Below are 17,427 nucleotides of genomic sequence, written 5' to 3' on the forward strand. Positions count from 1 at the left end.
CTTTTTACCGCTTATGCCATTCTTGATGCAGTTTTTTTTCAAGCTGTTCGGCTTTTTTCGCTTCTTGCCGGGAATGCTTGACGATCAGCCTAAATACGAATGCGGCGATGATAAAGAAAACAGCCAGCGTGATAAAAGAAGGAATGTATTCTCTTTTATCCTCAGGGAAATACAGCATGAACTGAATGAGCAGCGGCAATGTTCCTTCCTCCCCGATTATGTTTTTTATAACACCATCATACCATCAGGAGGGGTTTTTAGTGAATCAGTTTCAAATCGGAGATAAAGTGAAAGGCTTTTATAAAACAGGCGTATATATTGGAGAAATTACGGATATTAAACCGATGCACTATCTCGTCAAAATCCTCGCCGTCCTGACCCATCCGAAGCAGGGCGACCTTCACCACCCAAAGGATGCGGATGTGCCCTTTTTTCATGAGCGGAAGACGCTTGCTTACCGCGAACAAACAAACATTCCGCACCATATGGTGAAGCCGTTCGACGGTCCGGTGCCGGATTATGAGGAATCGCTTCGCGACGCTTTAGATCGTTTTAAAAGAGAACTATTACAAGACGCTTCCGATTATGCGGCAAAATCGCTGGAATGCGCCGCTGGACTCGAAAAAGAATATTTTCCAAACAAATAACCCAATCTTCAGTATAAGATTGGGCTTTTTATGTGGCATGCGGAAATACTTTCGAAAGTTCGATCCTGTCTCCGATCGTCGTCGGTTTAGGATTCTCCAAATACTGTTTATCCCGTTCCACCAGCTGAAACAGCTTATATGTTGTCATGGCATCGTCAAGCGCTTTATGCTGTTTTCCCGTCCCTGAGTCGCCGTATTCCTCCGCAGCTTTCCACAAATTCGTCAGCGTTTTGTCGCCGAAAAACTCCTTGTACTCCATTGACAAATCTCTCATTTCCCCTTTAAATGGAAACGGAATGTGGTTGAACATACAATTTTGCTTCAACACTTTCATATCCATGTTTCCCCACGTAATAATGACGCTGTTTTGATCAGAATCAAGCTCCCTCAGCTTCTCAATCAAGGAATGAAACGCGATGCCTTGATCGACTTTTTCCTGTGTGATGTTTAAAAACGATTTGCACCGTCTCGTTAATTTTGGAAATTTCTTTGGTTTCACATAGCTGGAAAACGTCTCTGTCACTTCACCATTCGCAACTTTGACAATCCCCGCTTCAATGATTTCCGGAAAAAAATTTTGCGGATGATATTTCCCCTCAGGCATTGTAAATTCAAAATCGATAATCAGCAATGAATCTGTTTTCACTTTTTCCACCTGCCTTTCTTATCGCAATATAAAGACTTTCACTTGGTTTGCACCGTCCCCGTCCCAATGCTTTCAGCCTGTTTTTGATTTCAAAAGACACGTTAACTTTTCTTTTATTATATCATTATATTTCTATCTTTAAGTGATTATTTTCTGAAAAGGTAGAAAATTCGTTCAAACATCTCTCTTTCATCGAACCCGGGAACGTCATTTCCGATATTCCGTTATAATGAAAAGGAATCCAACTTTTTAAGAAGGTGATTCCCATCTCTGTTTATAAGAAAAACCTTTTGATTATGTGGTTTGCGAACTTTTTTGTCGCGGCAAGCTCCACGATGGTTCTTCCGTTTCTCTCTCTGTACATCAAAACGCTCGGTGCGCATCCGGACGGATTTACCGAAAAATGGAGCGGATATGTTTTTGGCGTCACATTTTTAATGGCTTTTTTGGTTTCCCCTTTTTGGGGGAGGTTCGGCGATAAACACGGCTATAAAAAGATCCTGCTGATCACGGGCTTCGGAATCGGAACGAGCATTCTCCTCATGTCCCTTGTCTCGTCTGTCTATGAGCTGTTTTTTTTGAGAATGGCGATGGGACTTGTCACGGGCTTCATTCCTACGTCTCTCGCGATGATTTCTGCTCAGACGCCGAAAAAAGCAGCGGGCAAAGTGCTTGGCACCTTGCAGATGGGCACGGTTTCCGGCAGTTTATTCGGCCCTTTGCTCGGCGGGCTTCTTGCCGATCATGTCGGTTTTACATATACCTTTTATATCACGGCATTCGTCATTTACACAGCCGTCATTCTCGTACTGACCGGGGTGAGGGAGCGTCCTCTGAAAGCAACCCGGGACTCTTCCGCTTCCTATTCGAGAAAACAGGTATTAAAAACGATTTTGGGACATCGGCCGCTGATCACGGTTATGCTGCTGACAGCGGTCACCCAAATCGGAACCTTCAGCATTCAGCCGCTTCTTGCCTTGTACGTCGGCGAGCTGCACGGCACCGAGCATCTTGCATTCTTTTCCGGATTGGCGTTTTCCGCCACAGGACTTGGGAGCCTGCTGTCCGCGAGAAAGTGGGGCTCTTTAGGCGACCGGTATGGATATGGAAAGATCCTGATCATCCTCTCGCTTTCAGCGGCGGTTTTCTTTATTCCCCAAGGCCTGACATCGTCATATGCGATGTTCGTCATCTTCCGCTTTCTGTTCGGTATCGCCTTGGGCGGAATGATTCCGTGCATCACGGCGGCAATCCGCACACAGGCTCCGGGCGCCATTCAGGGGGAAGTGCTTGGCTATAATGTCAGTTTCAGATTTTTGGGCAATGTCATCGGCCCGGTGCTCGGCGGAATGATTTCAAGCCATTTCGGCATTTCTTCCGCCTTCTACGTCACCGCTTTTCTCTTTTTGATCGGAGCCTGCCTTTTGCTGTTCCAAAGATCTCAAGCAAAAAAATCGGAAGCAAAAGCAAGCTGACGAGTATAAAAATGAGAAATCTACTAAAATATCCTTCTCCCCGTTCAAAAAGAATGGTACGATATGGCTAGAAATTTGCGGAAAAGAGAGTGACTAAGTTGCGTTCAATCATTGGATGGTTTTTACTTATTTTATTAATTCCTATTTTTGTATATACGTTAATCGCCTCCGGACAGGAAGCCCAGGTCATGAAACCGTTGGATGAGGTGCTGGATGAGAAAATCGATTCAAAATTAAAAGACAGCGGCCTTGTACAAAACAGCTACATGTACGACAGCGACGGCGCTTTGATTTCTGAAATCGTCTCAGATCACCAGAATCGGGTGTTCGTCCCATATAAAAACATTCCCGAAAACGTCAAACAGCTGTTTCTGACGTCAGAGGACCGCCATTTCTTTCAGCATAAAGGCTTCGATTTCATGGGCATGGTCCGGGCAGCCGCGGCCAATTTCAAAAAAGGCGGCATCGATCAGGGAGCAAGCACCATTACACAGCAGCTTACGCGAAACTTGTATTTGAGCCATGAGCGCTCCTTCGACCGCAAGCTGACTGAGCTCCTGTATTCGTATCAGCTTGAAAAAAAGCTATCAAAAGAAGAAATTTTTGAGAAATATTTAAATACGATTTACTTTAATAATGGTGTATACGGGATCGGATCTGCGGCTTCTTTTTATTTCAGCAAACCGCTGAAATCCCTGTCGCTTGCTGAAATGGCCTTTATTTGCGCGATCCCTAATAACCCTACATTATATGATCCTTTAAAACATTTTGACTACACGAAAACCCGTCAGGAACGGCTTCTGAAAGAGCTGAAAAACGCGGGGGTCATTTCTAAGAAGGAATATAAAAAAGCCGTAAAGCAAAAAATCAAGCTTGACATTAAAGAAAAGAAAGATGCTTATCCCGACTATACGACTTATGTCAATGACGAATTCACCAAGCTCGTTTCCTCTTCCGAAGGGTTTGACGAACGGCTGAAAAAGGCTAAAACAAAAGAAGAGAAGAAAAAAATTGAGAAGGAGCTGTCCAACCGGATCACCGTCCTTTTGACAAAAGGGGTCAAAATCTATACGGCGCTCGACCCCGCGATGCAGAACCGGGTCGTTCAGCAGGTCAACAGCAAGCTTCCGTATGAGGGCGTCCAGGGCGGTGCGGTTGTCATCAACCACCAAACGCATCAAGTTGTCGCCATGTCAGGCGGGAAAGATTACAAGAAATACGATTACAACCTGGCTTACCAGGCCTACAGGCAGCCCGGTTCATCGATTAAGCCCCTCCTCGATTACGGCCCTTATATCGAGGAAACAGGTGCGACTGCGGAGAGCATGATCGATGCCAGCAGATTTTGCAGCAGGGATTACTGCCCGAACAACTATAACGAAAAAACGTACGGGACCGTTTCGCTCAAAACGGCTTTTAAATACTCCTATAATACGCCGGCCGTCCGCATGTTAAACCAGATCGGCGTGCAGAAAGGGTTCAGCTATTTAAAACCGTTCGGATTCAAAAAAATCGTTAAGGAGGACTACCTGCTCCCTTCTGCCCTTGGCGGATTCACTTTCGGCTTTTCACCGCTTGAAATGGCGGACGCCTATACGACCTTCGCGAATAACGGCAGCTACACGGCGAACCATGCGATTACAAAAGTGACGGATCTGAAAGGGAAAACGCTTTTCAAATGGAAGGACAAACCGAAACAGGTCTTCAGCATCAGGACGAACAATCAAATGCGCACGCTTTTGTCGGCAGTCGTTAAAGAAGGAACCGGGAAAAAAGCGAATTTCGGCGGCGGATACCGGGGAGGAAAAACAGGAACGTCAAACGACTTCAGAGACCTGTGGTTTGTCGGATTGACAGATGTGTATACGATGAGCGTATGGGTCGGAAAAGAAGCGAAAGGCAATGTGGAATTCCTCCATAACACCGCGCCTCAACTTTTGATTTGGAAAGGAACGCTGCAAAACGCATATTAAGCATGAAACGGGGGGCTCGAGATGAAAGATATGCCCGGCACAGTCGTCCTTTTCGACGGTGTATGCAATGTTTGCGACGGAGCCGTTCAATTTATCATCAAACACGATCCGAAAGGCTTGTTTTCATTCGCTCCCCTGCAATCTGACACCGGCCGGAAGCTGCTTGAGCAGCACGGGCTTTCGGCCGTACATTTTGACAGCATGATATTGATCAAAAACGGCCGCGTCTATGCGAAGTCCACGGCGGTATTGCATGTGGCAAAGAGCCTTTCCGGGCTGTGGCGGGCAGCGGCCGTTTTTCTCGTCATTCCAAAGCCGCTGCGCGACGCGATATACGACCTGCTGGCGAAAAACCGCTATAAATGGTTCGGCAAAAAAGAATCGTGCATGATCCCCGGCCCTGATATCAAAAAAAGATTTCTCGAATAACAAAAAACCGGAGCAGTCGTCCTGGCTCCGGTTTTTTCATGCCTCCCGGCTTACGCGGGCAGGCTGGCCATAATGCCGTTGTACAGCTTGATCATGAGATAAATCGTTCCGATGACAAACGTAAACCAAAACAGCAGCTCAAACATAATAAAGCCGATCAATGAACCAAATGAAAGCGTGCTGTGAATCGCATATACGATAAAAATAAAGTAAACAAGCGTCGCCACGAGGAAAAGCGCTGCAATTCCGACAGGATATTGGACAAAAATAAAGGATAATAGCCCTGCTACGAGATAGATGACAGAACCGACCCTGATCTTCCTCAAGTTGGCGCCTTCAGGATCTTTTGCAAAAAATAAAAGGGAAAGCTCTGTCACCGTGTTGGCGATTAATTTAAGCGCGGAAAACACCATAAAAGAAATCAGTGCGAAAACAGCAAACAAAGCCATCCTGATGCCGTTCTCAGAAAAAAACTCAAGCATCCCTTCGTAGATGCCGAAAGTTGACAAAAGCTGCATGGCATAGATAACGGCTGAAATCGCCAGTGAGGAGCTGAAAAGCAATATTGCAAAAAACGGAAAATAACCTGTTACATAAGTATTTTTCATGAAATAGACCCTTTCTGATATGTTCCATCATTCATTATGTACGACTTTAGCACCTGTTGACAAGAATATTTTCCATATTTTTATCTAAACCGGCTGTTTCGGCGGCGGAACATGCAGGATTCTTCACAAATTCGCCATTTGCCTGTAAAGTATTAATTGTTGACTTTATCAATAGATCGCGAGGAATCGCCATTGAAAAAAACATTAACACTCCAGACGCGCTTGACGATATTTGTCTGTGTTGTCGTATTTATTTCTTTATTGATCACCTTTTTTATGATCGGCTCTGAAACGGCAAGGAACATCAGGGAGCAGGAACAAGCGATCGCGCTCCAGACGGCGCAGCTTGTCGCTGAATCCCCGCTGACGGCGCACGCCCTTGAAAGCGGCACATACAAAGAACTTCAGGACTATACACTCCGCGTTCAAAAAATAACAAAAACGGATTTTGTCGTTGTGATGGATATGAACAGCATTCGCAAAACCCACCCCGATCCTCATAAAATCGGCAAGAAATTTGCAGGCGGAGACGAAAACGAAGCATTGAAAGGCCACCAGCATATCAGCACGGCAAAAGGCACGCTCGGCGAATCCAAGAGGGCTTTTGTCCCGGTTTATAATGAAAAAGGTAAACAGCTCGGAGCTGTTGCGGTCGGGATCACCCTCAATGAAATTCAGGAGATTATCAACCGTAGCCTCCGTCCTTTGTATACGGTCATCGTTCTCAGCATCTGCGCCGGCATCATCGGAGCTGTCATCGTAGCCAGAAAAGTCAAGACGATCATGTTCGGAATGGAGCCTTACGAAATTGCCACACTGCTGAATGAGCGGAGCGCCATGCTTGAATCGACGAAAGAAGGAATTCTTGCCGTCGATCAAAACGGCAGAATCAAGCTGGCCAACGCTGAAGCAAAACGGCTGTTCAAAAAAATGGGGATCAACGAAAGCCCGATTGATCAGGATGTAAGCACTCTTCTCCCAAACAGCCGGCTGAAGCAAGTCATCGAAACGAAGAAGCCGCTAAACGACCGGGACGTCAGAATAAACGGCCTTGAGCTTGTCTTTAACGAAGTGCCGATCCACTTAAAAAAAGGCAACATCGTCGGTGCCATCGCCACGTTCCGCGACAAAACGGAGGTTAAGCACTTAGCCGAACAGCTGTCAGGTGTTAAAATGTATGCAAATGCACTGAGAGCGCAATCCCATGAGTTCATGAACAAACTCCATGTCATCCTTGGACTCGTCCAATTAAAGAACTATGATGAACTTGGAAACTATATTAAAGATATTGCGATTTACCAGCAGTCTGAAACGAGTGAAATCATTAACCATATTAAAAATTCCGTCCTTGCGGGCTTTTTGCTCGGCAAGCAGAGCTATATCCGGGAGCAGGGAGCGTCTTTGGAAGTGGACTGTTCAACGACGATTCCGAACACGGCGAATACGGAAGTGATCCACGACCTGATCACCGTCATCGGCAACCTGCTCAACAATGCCTTGGATGCCGTCTCCGCTTCGGACAAAAAAAATATCTCGATATCGTTCAGATACCATGACGGCCAGCTTGATATCGAGGTGACCGATACCGGGATCGGCATATCTGAAGAAGACCAGCGGAAAATGTTTGAACAAGGCTTTTCTACAAAAGGATCAAACCGGGGTTTCGGACTTTATTTCGTCGAACAAAGCCTCGAAAATTTAAACGGACATATCATCGTAACGAGCGAAAAGAATGAAGGGACGACGTTCAGTCTCCGCATTCCGTACGAACCGAAGGAGGAAGACCATGATTGACGTATTAATTGTTGAAGACGACCCGATGGTGGGAGAGCTGAATAAGCGCTATCTCAGCCAAATAGACGGATTTCAGCTGAAAGGGATCGCCGCTTCTTTCCAGGAGGCAGTCTCTTTCCTGAGGGAGCACCATGTCGATCTGATCCTGCTTGACATATACATGCCGGGCAGAAACGGCGTTGAGCTCTTGACAGAAATCAGGCGCCAAAACCAGGCGGTCGATGTGATTGTCATTTCCGCCGCAAGCGAAATGGACGTTGTTCAAAAGACGCTTCGTTTCGGGGCAGTCGATTATTTAATTAAACCTTTTGAATTCGAGCGGTTTCAATCCGCCCTCACCGATTACAAGCGAAAACAGCAAATCTATGCAAGCAACCGGAATATCAGCCAAAAAGAACTCGACTTCGAGCTTTTTCAAAAGAAGCGCGCACCTGAAAAAGTCCATCTGCCAAAAGGGCTGACAAAAAGCACCTTGAAGTTGATCTGGTCAAGCATCAAATCGTTCGACAGCCTGACGTTCACGACGGAAGACCTGGCAAAACACACCGAAATCTCCCAGGTATCCATCCGGAAGTATTTGAAATTTCTCGAGGAAATCGAGGTTCTCAACGTTGAAATGGCCTATGGAACGATCGGAAGACCCGTCTTCCAGTACAAATTAAACACAAGCCAAATAAATGTGATTAACCAGTATTTATAGGCCCGTCCTCCCCCCTTCTCCGCGTGAAGGGGGGTTTTTTTGCCGAAAAAACGTGACAAATGATATTTCAAAATTGAAGTATTTTTTGAAATTCTGAGAATTTTCTATTTATTTATTCCGAACAAAGTGATAAATTTATGATTGATTGGCTGATTGTGAAATAAGACAGATGTCTTATTACCTGAAAATCGGGATCGGTACAGATGATATGCCGGCATTTATCGGGGATGGTGAGACATTGGTCCTCCCGCAGATAAATATTTATTCCGGAGCCGATCAATACAAAATTGGGGGGTTATTTCTTGAATAAGCGCAAAGCTGGACTGGCTCTTTCGCTTGTCGTGGCGGCAGGGGCAATCTTGACCGCATGCGGAGCAGGCGGAAATAAAACTGGTGCCGAGAAGAAAAAAGACGATTTTACGGTCGCAATGGTAACAGATGTCGGAGGGGTAGATGATAAATCCTTTAACCAATCCTCATGGGAAGGGATTCAGGCTTTTGGAAAAGCCAATAACATGGAAAAAGGCAAAAACGGGTACGACTATCTGCAATCGAAATCAGATGCTGACTATACGACAAATCTCAACAAGCTGGCACGCGAAAAATTCAGCCTCATTTACGGCGTCGGCTATCTGATGGAGGATGCCATCACCGAAATCGCCGAACAGCGTCCTGACAGCCACTTTGCTATTATTGACGCCGTCGTGAAAAAAGATAATGTGGCAAGCATCACATTCAACGAGAATGAAGGCTCATTCCTCGTCGGAGTTGCCGCAGCTTTATCAAGCAAATCGAAAAAGATCGGTTTTGTCGGCGGAATGGAGTCGGAATTGATCGAAAAGTTCGAAGCCGGATTCCGCGCGGGCGTACAGGCCGCTGATCCAAAAGCGACCGTACAGGTCAAATACACGGGGGCCTTCGATAAAGCCGATCTTGGAAAAGCCACGGCTGAAAGCATGTACAAATCGGGTATCGATGTCATTTACCATGCAGCCGGAGGAACCGGAAACGGCGTGTTCACCGAAGCGAAAAATCTGAAAAAAGAAGATAAAAACCGCAGCGTCTGGGTCATTGGCGTCGATAAAGACCAGCACGCAGAAGGACAGGTTGAAGGAACCGACTTAAACGTCACGCTGACCTCTATGATCAAGAAAGTTGATGTTGCCGTTCAAGACTTGACTGAAAAAGCAAGCAAAGGCGATTTTCCGGGCGGCAAAACGATCACGTACGGCCTTAAGGAAGACGGCGTAGGCATCGCTCCGACAACCGATAACCTGTCAGAAGACACGATCAAAGCGATCAACGAATGGAAACAAAAAATCATCGACGGCAAGGTCAAAGTACCTTCTTCCCGCGAAGAGCTAAAAAACTTCAAGATATAACGGTACTCAACACAATGTTCATAGCAGGCGGTCGGCTTTGCCGAAGCCTAAAGGAGCTGCAGTCATGCAGCTTTTCTTATGCTGATCTTAAAACAAAGGAGCGAACCTGAACCGTGGAATATGTCATTGAAATGCTAAACATACGCAAAGAATTCCCAGGTATCGTCGCCAATGACCATATTACCCTGCAAGTAAAAAAAGGCGAAATTCATGCGCTCCTCGGAGAAAACGGCGCAGGGAAATCGACTTTGATGAACGTGCTTTTCGGTTTGTACCAGCCTGAAAAAGGCGAAATCAAGGTGCGCGGCAAAACGGTGAAGATCACCAGCCCCAACATCGCAAACGACCTTGGAATCGGCATGGTCCATCAGCATTTCATGCTTGTCGACACATTTACCGCAGCCGAAAACATCATCATTGGAAAAGAGCCGAAAAAATTCGGCATGATCGACAAAAAACGCGCCGTCCAAAAGGTGCGCGAGCTTTCCGAAACTTACGGCCTGAAAGTCGACCCGGAAGCAAAGGTGTCGGACATGTCGGTCGGAATGCAGCAGCGCGTAGAAATATTGAAAACCTTATACCGCGGCGCCGACATTCTCATTTTCGATGAACCGACCGCAGTCTTGACGCCTCAGGAAATCAAAGAACTGATTCAAATCATGAAAAACCTTGTAAATGAGGGCAAGTCGATTATTTTGATCACCCATAAGCTGAAGGAGATCATGGAGGTTGCTGACAAAGTCACGATTATCAGAAAGGGAAAAGGCATCAAAACCCTCAATGTCAAAGACACGAATAAGGATGAGCTCGCAAGCCTGATGGTCGGACGGGACGTCTCTTTTACAACCGCCAAAAAGGAAGCTGAACCGAAGGGCGAAGTTCTGTTGATCAAAGATTTGACTGTCAAAGACAAGCGCGGCATCGAAGCCGTCAAGCGGCTCAATTTATCGGTCGCAGCCGGGGAAATCGTCGGCATTGCCGGAGTTGACGGTAACGGGCAGACAGAGCTGATTGAAGCGATTACAGGTCTGAAGAAAACGCATGCCGGCACCATCTCCTTAAACGGAAAAGAAATCCAGAACCTGACGCCGCGGCGCATCACGGAAGCAGGCGTCGGGCATATCCCGCAGGACCGGCACAAACACGGCCTCGTCCTCGATTTTCCGATCGGCGAAAACATCGTCCTGCAAAGCTATTACAAACGCCCTTTCTCCAAATTCGGTCTGCTGAACCAAAAAGAAATCTATCAAAAAGCAAGGCAGATCATCGGCGAATTTGACGTGCGCACACCTGATGAATACACGCCGGCCAGGGCGCTGTCGGGCGGAAATCAGCAAAAGGCGATCATCGGCCGCGAAGTTGACCGCGGACCCGATCTTTTAATTGCCGCCCAGCCGACAAGGGGCCTTGATGTCGGCGCGATCGAATTCGTTCATAAGCGTCTGATCGAACAGCGGGACGCAGGAAAAGCAGTGCTCCTTCTTTCATTCGAATTGGATGAAATCCTGAATGTGAGCGACAGAATCGCTGTCATATTTGAAGGCAGCATCATCGCTGAAGTCAATCCAAAAGACGCCACTGAACAGGAGCTTGGCCTCCTGATGGCCGGAAGCAAGAAAAAGGAAGCGGGGAAAGAAGCAAATGTTTAAACGATTATCGTCTTTACTCATACCGCTCACAGCCATTCTTCTCGGCTTGCTCGCCGGAGCCGTCATCATGCTTCTGAGCGGATATGACGTCATGAGCGGATATTCCGCTCTTTGGAACGGCATCTTTGGAGAAACCTATTATATCGGCGAAACCGTCAGACAGATTACCCCTTACATCTTATCAGGCCTTGCCGTAGCGTTCGCTTTCCGGACGGGATTATTCAACATCGGTGTCGAGGGACAGCTGCTTGCGGGCTGGACGGCAGCCGTTTGGATCGGGACCGCCGTCGAAGCGCCGATGTTCATCCACCTTCCGCTCGCTGTCTGCGCCGCCGCGCTTGCGGGCGCTCTGTGGGGATTCATTCCCGGCTTTTTAAAGGCGCGCTTTTACGTACATGAAGTGATTGTGACGATCATGATGAACTATATCGCGCTGCACGTCACCAACTATTTGATCATGTACGTCATGACGGATCATAAGGATAAAACGGAAAAGATTTCCGAAACGGCGTCACTCAGATCGGATTTTCTTGAGAGAATCACCGATTTTTCAAGGCTTCATTGGGGAATCGTCATCGCCCTCCTTGCAGCTGTCATCATGTGGATCATCATTCAAAAAACGACAAAAGGCTTTGAGCTGCGCGCCGTCGGTTTAAACCAGCATGCGTCACAATATGCGGGCATGAGCGTAAAGAAAAACGTGATCACGGCGATGGTGATTTCCGGTGCATTTGCCGGTATGGCAGGAGCGATGGAAGGTCTCGGAACGTTTGAATACGCCTCAGTAAAGGGATCGTTTACAGGGGTCGGCTTTGACGGAATTGCTGTCGCCCTTCTCGGCGGAAATACGGCGCTTGGCGTTGTACTCGCGGCTTGCCTGCTCGGCGGATTAAAAGTCGGCGCTTTGAACATGCCGATCGAAGCCGGCGTTCCGACTGAAGTTGTAGATATCGTTATCGCCATCATCATTTTATTTGTCGCATCGCATTACATCATCCGCCTTATGATTCAAAAATCGGGCAGCAAGGGGGGAAAATAAGTGGATATCCTGCAAATACTCGGCATTATCGTTCCGGCTACGCTCGTCTATTCTGCGCCGCTTATTTTAACCGCTCTCGGAGGCGTCTTTTCCGAAAGATCCGGTGTCGTAAACATCGGGCTTGAAGGCTTGATGATCGTCGGAGCGTTTACGGCCGTGATCTTCAATTTGTTTTTCGCCCAACAGCTCGGGGCTTTTACGCCGTGGCTGGGGCTTGCGGCCGCGATGGCCGCAGGCGGGCTTTTCTCCCTGATTCACGCCGCCGCTTCGATTTCATTCAGGGCCGATCAGACGGTCAGCGGAGTTGCCATCAACATGCTGGCGCTCGGCAGCACGCTGTTTTTCGTAAAGCTGATCTACGGAAAGGCCCAGACGGATAAAATTCCCGAACCTTTTTACAAAACGGATATCCCCGGTTTAAGCAGCCTACCGGTAGTCGGCGATATTTTTTTCTCAGATGTGTATTTCACGTCGATTTTGGCGATTGTACTCGCCGGCGTTTCCTGGTTCGTTTTGTTTAAAATGCCGTTCGGCCTGCGGATCCGCTCTGTCGGCGAACATCCGATGGCCGCTGATACGATGGGCGTGAATGTTTACAAAATCAGATACATCAGCGTTTTTATCAGCGGCCTTTTCGGCGGTTTGGGCGGCGGGGTGTACGCGTCAACGGTTACGCTCGATTTTTCGCACGCCACCATCACGGGACAGGGCTTCATCGCCCTCGCTGCGCTCGTGTTCGGAAAATGGCATCCGATCGGCGCCCTCGGGGCAGCCTTGTTTTTCGGTTTCGCACAAAGCTTGAGCATCATCGGCTCCATGCTCCCTCTGTTTAAAGAAATACCGAATGTCTACATGCTGATTGCGCCTTACGTCCTGACGATCCTCGCACTTGCGGGCTTTATCGGCAGGGCGGACGCGCCGAAGGCAAACGGCATTCCGTATATAAAAGGAAAACGATGACAAATAAAACCGGAATAAGAGAACATTGTGTTCTCTTATTCTTTTTTCGCCAATTCCCTTAATAAAACCTAAAATTTTTTAAGCAAAACCCATGTTTTTACCACTTTTATGGTATGATGAAAAAGTCTGGTTACTGTCTGTTTATTGCAGAGGCTGAACAAATGATATAAAATGTAATATTGTTTAATTTGAATATAAAACGGTTTTATTTAAAGGATGCGAAATCAATTGAAAAAAACGATCATACCTTCTTTGATTACGATTGGAAACTTTGTTTCGGGATTATCGGCCTTGCTATTGGCGTTCAGAGGGTATTTATTATTGGCGATTCTATGTGTTTTGATCGGCGCCATTTTTGATATGCTTGACGGCATGGCCGCCCGAAAACTGAATGCCGTCACTCCGTTCGGAAAAGAACTGGACTCATTGGCCGATATTATAACGTTTGGCATTGCTCCGGCCATTATTACATATTCTGTTATTTTTCACGATGCGCCGCTGATGGGCCTCCCTTCAACACTCTTGTTCCCTGTCTGCGGAGCCCTTCGGCTCGCCCGCTTCAATATTCAAGGGGAGCAGGAATATTTCACAGGACTGCCGATTACTGCGGCCGGCACAATTCTCGTGATCCTGAACCTTTTATTTGACATCCTTGGCAAAAAGATGTTCATTATGATCACCTTATTCCTGTCCTATCTCATGGTCAGCAGGATCAAAGTCATCAGCCTAAAAGGGAAAAATTTATTGAAGAAAGTGAGCTAGGGTTTAATGGATGTAGCAAAAGAATTGATTTCCCAGTACGGGTATTTTGCGATTTTCGGCATGCTCGTCCTCGGAATTATCGGGCTGCCGATTCCCGACGAAGTGATGATGACATTTGTGGGATACCTGTCTTCCATTCATATTCTACATTACGGTTTAGCCATTGTGATCAGCTTTTCAGGCGCTTTATCAGGAATGGTCATCAGCTATTTTTTAGGCAAGAAAATCGGCAAACCGCTTTTAGACAAGTTCGGAAAATGGATAGGCCTGACCCCGAAAAGGCTGGAAACCGTCCGCCGCTGGTTCGACAAATACGGACCGTGGACGATCGTTTTCGGCTATTTCATTCCGGGCATCCGCCATGTGACATGCTATCTCTCGGGGATGAACGAAATGAAAATGAAAAAGTTTCTGACCTTTGCCGGTTCAGGAGCTTTTATTTGGTGTATCGTCTTTATCACGATCGGGTACACAATCGGCGTAATTTAATAGCTTCCCGGATGATGCAGAAGGAGTGAACAGCTTGAAAAAGCGGCTTTACCGATGTTTGATAGAATTGACAAATAAAAAGGGCGTGTCCCGGGCATTGAAAAAATTTGCTCAGTCAAAACTCAGCAAACCGCTGATCCGCCCGTATATGAAAACCTTCCAAATCAATACGGAAGAAATGCTCGAGGATGTCAGCTCTTTTAACAGTTTGCACGAGCTGTTCATCAGAAGGCTGAAAGACGGAGCCCGCCCTATTCCTTCGGTCCCGGACTGCCTGATCAGCCCGGTTGACGGAGTCATAGAAGAAATGGGCACAGTCTCCGCAGATAAACAGTTTATCGTCAAACATAAACCTTATTCATTAGAGGAAATGATCGGCAATGATGCAATCGCAAACCGCTATTTAGGCGGAACCTATATCATCATCTATTTGAGTCCACGGGACTATCATAGAATCCACAGCCCGGCGGATGGCACGCTCGAAACGCAATATTCGCTCGGCAGCTCTTCATACCCTGTTAACAAGACAGGGTTGACATACGGCAAGTCGCCGCTGACGAAAAATTACCGGATGATTTCTGAAATCAGGCATCAATACGGATCAGCCCTTCTCGTAAAAGTCGGAGCGATGTACATTAATTCGATCGTCATGCTGCAGGAGGCGAAAAACTGGCGGCAAGGCGAAGAAATCGCCTACTTTTCATTCGGCTCGACCGTTATTTTGCTGTTTGAAAAAGATACTTTTATCCCGGTCGGCACCCTCTGTCCCTCATTGAAAGTAAAAATGGGGGACATTTTAGGCTCACTGGCAAGCGTAAAATAGACCTCAATCTCCCGAGTACACCTCCGGGGGATTTTTTAATCCGCTGATTTAAAAAGCTCCGTCTCCTAAATCAAAAAACAGAGAAAGGGTTTTCATTTTGATCCAAAAGACCTATAAAATAGGGAGTTTTGAAGGAAAGCGCTCTCTTAAGGGGTCTTTTTTCTCTTTAATTTAATTATCAATCACTTATTTTAATTTAAAAATACACAAAAAATACACTTTTCTTCTACAATTGTAACCATACAAATGTGGGGGTGTTTTTCATGGAAGCAGCAAAGAATTTGAAACCGATTACAACCGATCAAAAAGAACATAAAAATGCATTTCAAAAATTGATTCATTGGAAGATCGGCGTCATTCCGTTTCCGCTTTATCTGGCATTATCCATCATTATTTTTCTATCAGCTTATTTTAACCAGCTGCCTAACGATATGCTCGGCGGATTCGCCATCATCATGATTTTGGGAGTCGTGCTCGGAGATATCGGCCAGCGGATTCCGATTTTAAAAGATATCGGCGGACCTGCGATTCTTTCATTGTTCGTTCCTTCATTTTTAGTCTTTTATAAAGTGCTCAACCCGGCGTCTTTGGATGCGGTTACAACACTAATGAAAACGTCTAACTTTCTGTATTTTTATATCGCTTGTTTAGTTGCCGGAAGCATTTTGGGCATGCACCGCACGATTTTAATTCAAGGCTTTATGAGAATGTTCGTGCCGCTTTTGGCCGGTACTATCGCCGCCGTCGCTGCCGGAATACTCGTCGGCTTAATACTAGGCTACAGCCCTTATGAATCTTTCTTCTTTATTATCGTACCGATCATTGCCGGCGGTATCGGCGAAGGAATCTTGCCGCTGTCTCTCGCCTATTCGCATATTTTGGGACAATCTACCGACGTGTTTGTTTCACAGCTCATTCCGGCTGCGATTATCGGAAACGTCGTGGCGATCATCGCGGCAGGATTGATGAAAAAACTTGGCGAAAAGCGTCCTGAGCTAAACGGAAACGGACGGCTTGTCAAGTCGAAAAAAGACGATGACATTTTCAACCAAAAAGAAGAAGAGCCTAAAATTGATTTGAAATTAATGGGCGCGGGCGTTCTGATCGCTTGTACGTTCTTCATTTTTGGCGGCCTGGTTTCGAAATTCATCGCGATTCCAGGGGCGATTTTAATGATCATTGCAGCGGCTGCGGTGAAGTATGCGAAACTGCTGCCGGCCAGCATGGAAAAAGGCGCTCACCAGCTTTACAAATTCATGTCATCAAGCTTTACTTGGCCGCTTATGGTCGGACTTGGTATTCTTTATATCCCGCTTGATGACGTTGCATCAGTCATCTCTGTACGCTTCGTTATCGTCTGTGCATCCGTCGTTATCGCAATGGTTACTTCAGGGTATTTCGTCGGAAAATTGATGAACATGTACCCTGTCGAATCAGCGATCGTAACAGGCTGCCACAGCGGTCTTGGCGGAACCGGGGACGTCGCCATCCTTTCGGCTTCAGGAAGAATGGGCCTCATGCCGTTTGCGCAAATCTCAACGCGTCTCGGAGGCGCATCCACGGTTATTATGGCAACCATTTTATTGAGGTTTTTCACATCATAACAAACAAAAAGGAGTCTGATCGATACGATCGGATTCCTTTTTTGTTTTCAGCGTTTTACAACTCTGATATATTCCCTCGGTTTAAACGGAGCGTTTTCGTTTTCCATAAACGGCTGAGCTCCGCTTTCCGTCTGCATCGGAGCGAAATCGCCTTCAAACGTCCGCTCTTCTTCCGCCCCTGCCTCCGGGTCGTTTTCACAGGGCATTTCCCTGTTGATGATAAATGCTCCCGCAAACATCGAACAAAACAAACCGAGGCTGACAAAAGCTTTGATTCTCATCTTTTATCACCTATCGATTAGTTTGTTCAAAAAAAAATGTATTATACAAATGCCTCATTTTTTGATAAAATTATTTTCGAGTTCATATGACCCCATAAACACTCGATTCTTCACGGTCATGCAGCCGGTCAAAAATTGAGTTATAATTTGTCTAGGTCGCCGGTTC

General features: G+C 46.6%; 18 protein-coding genes. 14 read left to right on the forward strand and 4 right to left on the reverse strand.

The annotated features are described in order from the left end of the window. Positions 1-4 precede the first annotated feature (4 nt). Entirely contained in the window at positions 5-199 is a 195-nt protein-coding gene (locus AB447_RS08295; protein WP_048353801.1) for a hypothetical protein, read from the reverse strand. A gap of 19 nt (positions 200-218) precedes the next feature. On the opposite strand from AB447_RS08295, the gene kapB reads away from it, so the two are divergent. After that, entirely contained in the window at positions 219-647 is a 429-nt protein-coding gene (gene kapB / locus AB447_RS08300) for a kinase-associated lipoprotein KapB (protein ID WP_082142496.1), read from the forward strand. A gap of 28 nt (positions 648-675) precedes the next feature. On the opposite strand, the gene kapD is transcribed toward kapB, so the two are convergent. Beyond that, complete coding sequence (kapD, locus tag AB447_RS08305) at positions 676-1,293, reverse strand: 3'-5' exonuclease KapD (protein ID WP_048353799.1); 618 nt, start codon at positions 1,291-1,293, stop codon at positions 676-678. Positions 1,294-1,589: 296 nt separating this feature from the next. Between kapD and AB447_RS08310 the strand changes: the two genes are divergently transcribed. The 3 genes from AB447_RS08310 (at position 1,590) to AB447_RS08320 (ending at position 5,170) form a co-directional block, all read left to right on the forward strand. Continuing rightward, a complete protein-coding gene (locus AB447_RS08310) occupies positions 1,590-2,768 on the forward strand; it encodes an MFS transporter (RefSeq protein ID WP_057957539.1) in 1,179 nt (392 codons plus the stop codon). Between the two features lie 89 nt (positions 2,769-2,857). Beyond that, a complete protein-coding gene (locus AB447_RS08315) occupies positions 2,858-4,741 on the forward strand; it encodes a transglycosylase domain-containing protein (RefSeq protein WP_048353798.1) in 1,884 nt (627 codons plus the stop codon). A 21-nt stretch (positions 4,742-4,762) separates the two neighbouring features. Beyond that, positions 4,763-5,170, forward strand: a complete 408-nt coding sequence (locus AB447_RS08320; protein ID WP_048353797.1) for a thiol-disulfide oxidoreductase DCC family protein — start codon at positions 4,763-4,765, stop codon at positions 5,168-5,170. 50 nt (positions 5,171-5,220) lie between these two features. On the opposite strand, the gene AB447_RS08325 is transcribed toward AB447_RS08320, so the two are convergent. Beyond that, entirely contained in the window at positions 5,221-5,778 is a 558-nt protein-coding gene (locus AB447_RS08325; protein ID WP_048353796.1) for a YufK family protein, read from the reverse strand. A 192-nt stretch (positions 5,779-5,970) separates the two neighbouring features. On the opposite strand from AB447_RS08325, the gene malK reads away from it, so the two are divergent. The 10 genes from malK (at position 5,971) to AB447_RS08375 (ending at position 16,980) form a co-directional block, all read left to right on the forward strand. After that, positions 5,971-7,572, forward strand: a complete 1,602-nt coding sequence (gene malK / locus AB447_RS08330; RefSeq protein WP_048353795.1) for a malate sensor histidine kinase MalK — start codon at positions 5,971-5,973, stop codon at positions 7,570-7,572. Next, complete coding sequence (locus AB447_RS08335; RefSeq protein ID WP_048353794.1) at positions 7,565-8,272, forward strand: response regulator; 708 nt, start codon at positions 7,565-7,567, stop codon at positions 8,270-8,272. Before malK ends, AB447_RS08335 begins: the two co-directional genes overlap by 8 nt. A 302-nt stretch (positions 8,273-8,574) precedes the next feature. Continuing rightward, positions 8,575-9,654, forward strand: a complete 1,080-nt coding sequence (locus tag AB447_RS08340) for a BMP family lipoprotein (protein WP_048353793.1) — start codon at positions 8,575-8,577, stop codon at positions 9,652-9,654. Positions 9,655-9,767: 113 nt separating this feature from the next. Then, on the forward strand, positions 9,768-11,303 hold the full coding sequence (locus AB447_RS08345) for an ABC transporter ATP-binding protein (protein ID WP_048353792.1): 1,536 nt from the start codon (positions 9,768-9,770) through the stop codon (positions 11,301-11,303). Beyond that, complete coding sequence (locus AB447_RS08350; protein ID WP_048406747.1) at positions 11,296-12,342, forward strand: ABC transporter permease; 1,047 nt, start codon at positions 11,296-11,298, stop codon at positions 12,340-12,342. Before AB447_RS08345 ends, AB447_RS08350 begins: the two co-directional genes overlap by 8 nt. Next, positions 12,343-13,302, forward strand: a complete 960-nt coding sequence (locus tag AB447_RS08355) for an ABC transporter permease (RefSeq protein ID WP_048353791.1) — start codon at positions 12,343-12,345, stop codon at positions 13,300-13,302. A 228-nt stretch (positions 13,303-13,530) separates the two neighbouring features. Beyond that, positions 13,531-14,064 carry a CDP-diacylglycerol--serine O-phosphatidyltransferase gene (gene pssA / locus AB447_RS08360; RefSeq protein WP_046131676.1) on the forward strand — a complete coding sequence of 178 codons (534 nt, stop codon included), beginning with the start codon at positions 13,531-13,533 and terminating at the stop codon, positions 14,062-14,064. A 6-nt stretch (positions 14,065-14,070) separates the two neighbouring features. Next, the gene (locus AB447_RS08365; RefSeq protein WP_046131677.1) at positions 14,071-14,553 is read left to right on the forward strand and encodes a DedA family protein; all 483 of its coding nucleotides are present in this window, start codon (positions 14,071-14,073) and stop codon (positions 14,551-14,553) included. 34 nt (positions 14,554-14,587) lie between these two features. Further along, the gene (locus AB447_RS08370) at positions 14,588-15,376 is read left to right on the forward strand and encodes a phosphatidylserine decarboxylase (RefSeq protein WP_046131678.1); all 789 of its coding nucleotides are present in this window, start codon (positions 14,588-14,590) and stop codon (positions 15,374-15,376) included. A 263-nt stretch (positions 15,377-15,639) separates the two neighbouring features. After that, positions 15,640-16,980: a 2-hydroxycarboxylate transporter family protein gene (locus AB447_RS08375; RefSeq protein WP_048353790.1), complete on the forward strand. Its 1,341-nt coding sequence runs from the start codon at positions 15,640-15,642 to the stop codon at positions 16,978-16,980. Positions 16,981-17,027: 47 nt separating this feature from the next. Here the strand turns inward: AB447_RS08375 and AB447_RS08380 are convergent, their stop codons facing one another. Continuing rightward, positions 17,028-17,261, reverse strand: coding sequence for a hypothetical protein (locus tag AB447_RS08380; RefSeq protein WP_048353789.1), 234 nt, complete (start codon positions 17,259-17,261; stop codon positions 17,028-17,030). Between the last annotated feature and the right edge of the window lie 166 nt (positions 17,262-17,427).

It is taken from the genome of Bacillus glycinifermentans (genome assembly GCF_001042475.2).
Classification (GTDB): Bacteria; Bacillota; Bacilli; order Bacillales; family Bacillaceae; genus Bacillus; species Bacillus glycinifermentans.

Coding starts and splice junctions, on each gene's coding strand:
- AB447_RS08350 (WP_048406747.1), top strand. CDS start 11,296: ATGTTTAAACGATTATCGTCTTTACTCATACCGCTCACAGCCATTCTT.
- kapB (WP_082142496.1), top strand. CDS start 219: ATGTTTTTTATAACACCATCATACCATCAGGAGGGGTTTTTAGTGAAT.
- AB447_RS08365 (WP_046131677.1), top strand. CDS start 14,071: ATGGATGTAGCAAAAGAATTGATTTCCCAGTACGGGTATTTTGCGATT.
- AB447_RS08380 (WP_048353789.1), bottom strand. CDS start 17,261: ATGAGAATCAAAGCTTTTGTCAGCCTCGGTTTGTTTTGTTCGATGTTT.
- AB447_RS08325 (WP_048353796.1), bottom strand. CDS start 5,778: ATGAAAAATACTTATGTAACAGGTTATTTTCCGTTTTTTGCAATATTG.
- AB447_RS08320 (WP_048353797.1), top strand. CDS start 4,763: ATGAAAGATATGCCCGGCACAGTCGTCCTTTTCGACGGTGTATGCAAT.
- AB447_RS08375 (WP_048353790.1), top strand. CDS start 15,640: ATGGAAGCAGCAAAGAATTTGAAACCGATTACAACCGATCAAAAAGAA.
- AB447_RS08310 (WP_057957539.1), top strand. CDS start 1,590: ATGTGGTTTGCGAACTTTTTTGTCGCGGCAAGCTCCACGATGGTTCTT.
- AB447_RS08335 (WP_048353794.1), top strand. CDS start 7,565: ATGATTGACGTATTAATTGTTGAAGACGACCCGATGGTGGGAGAGCTG.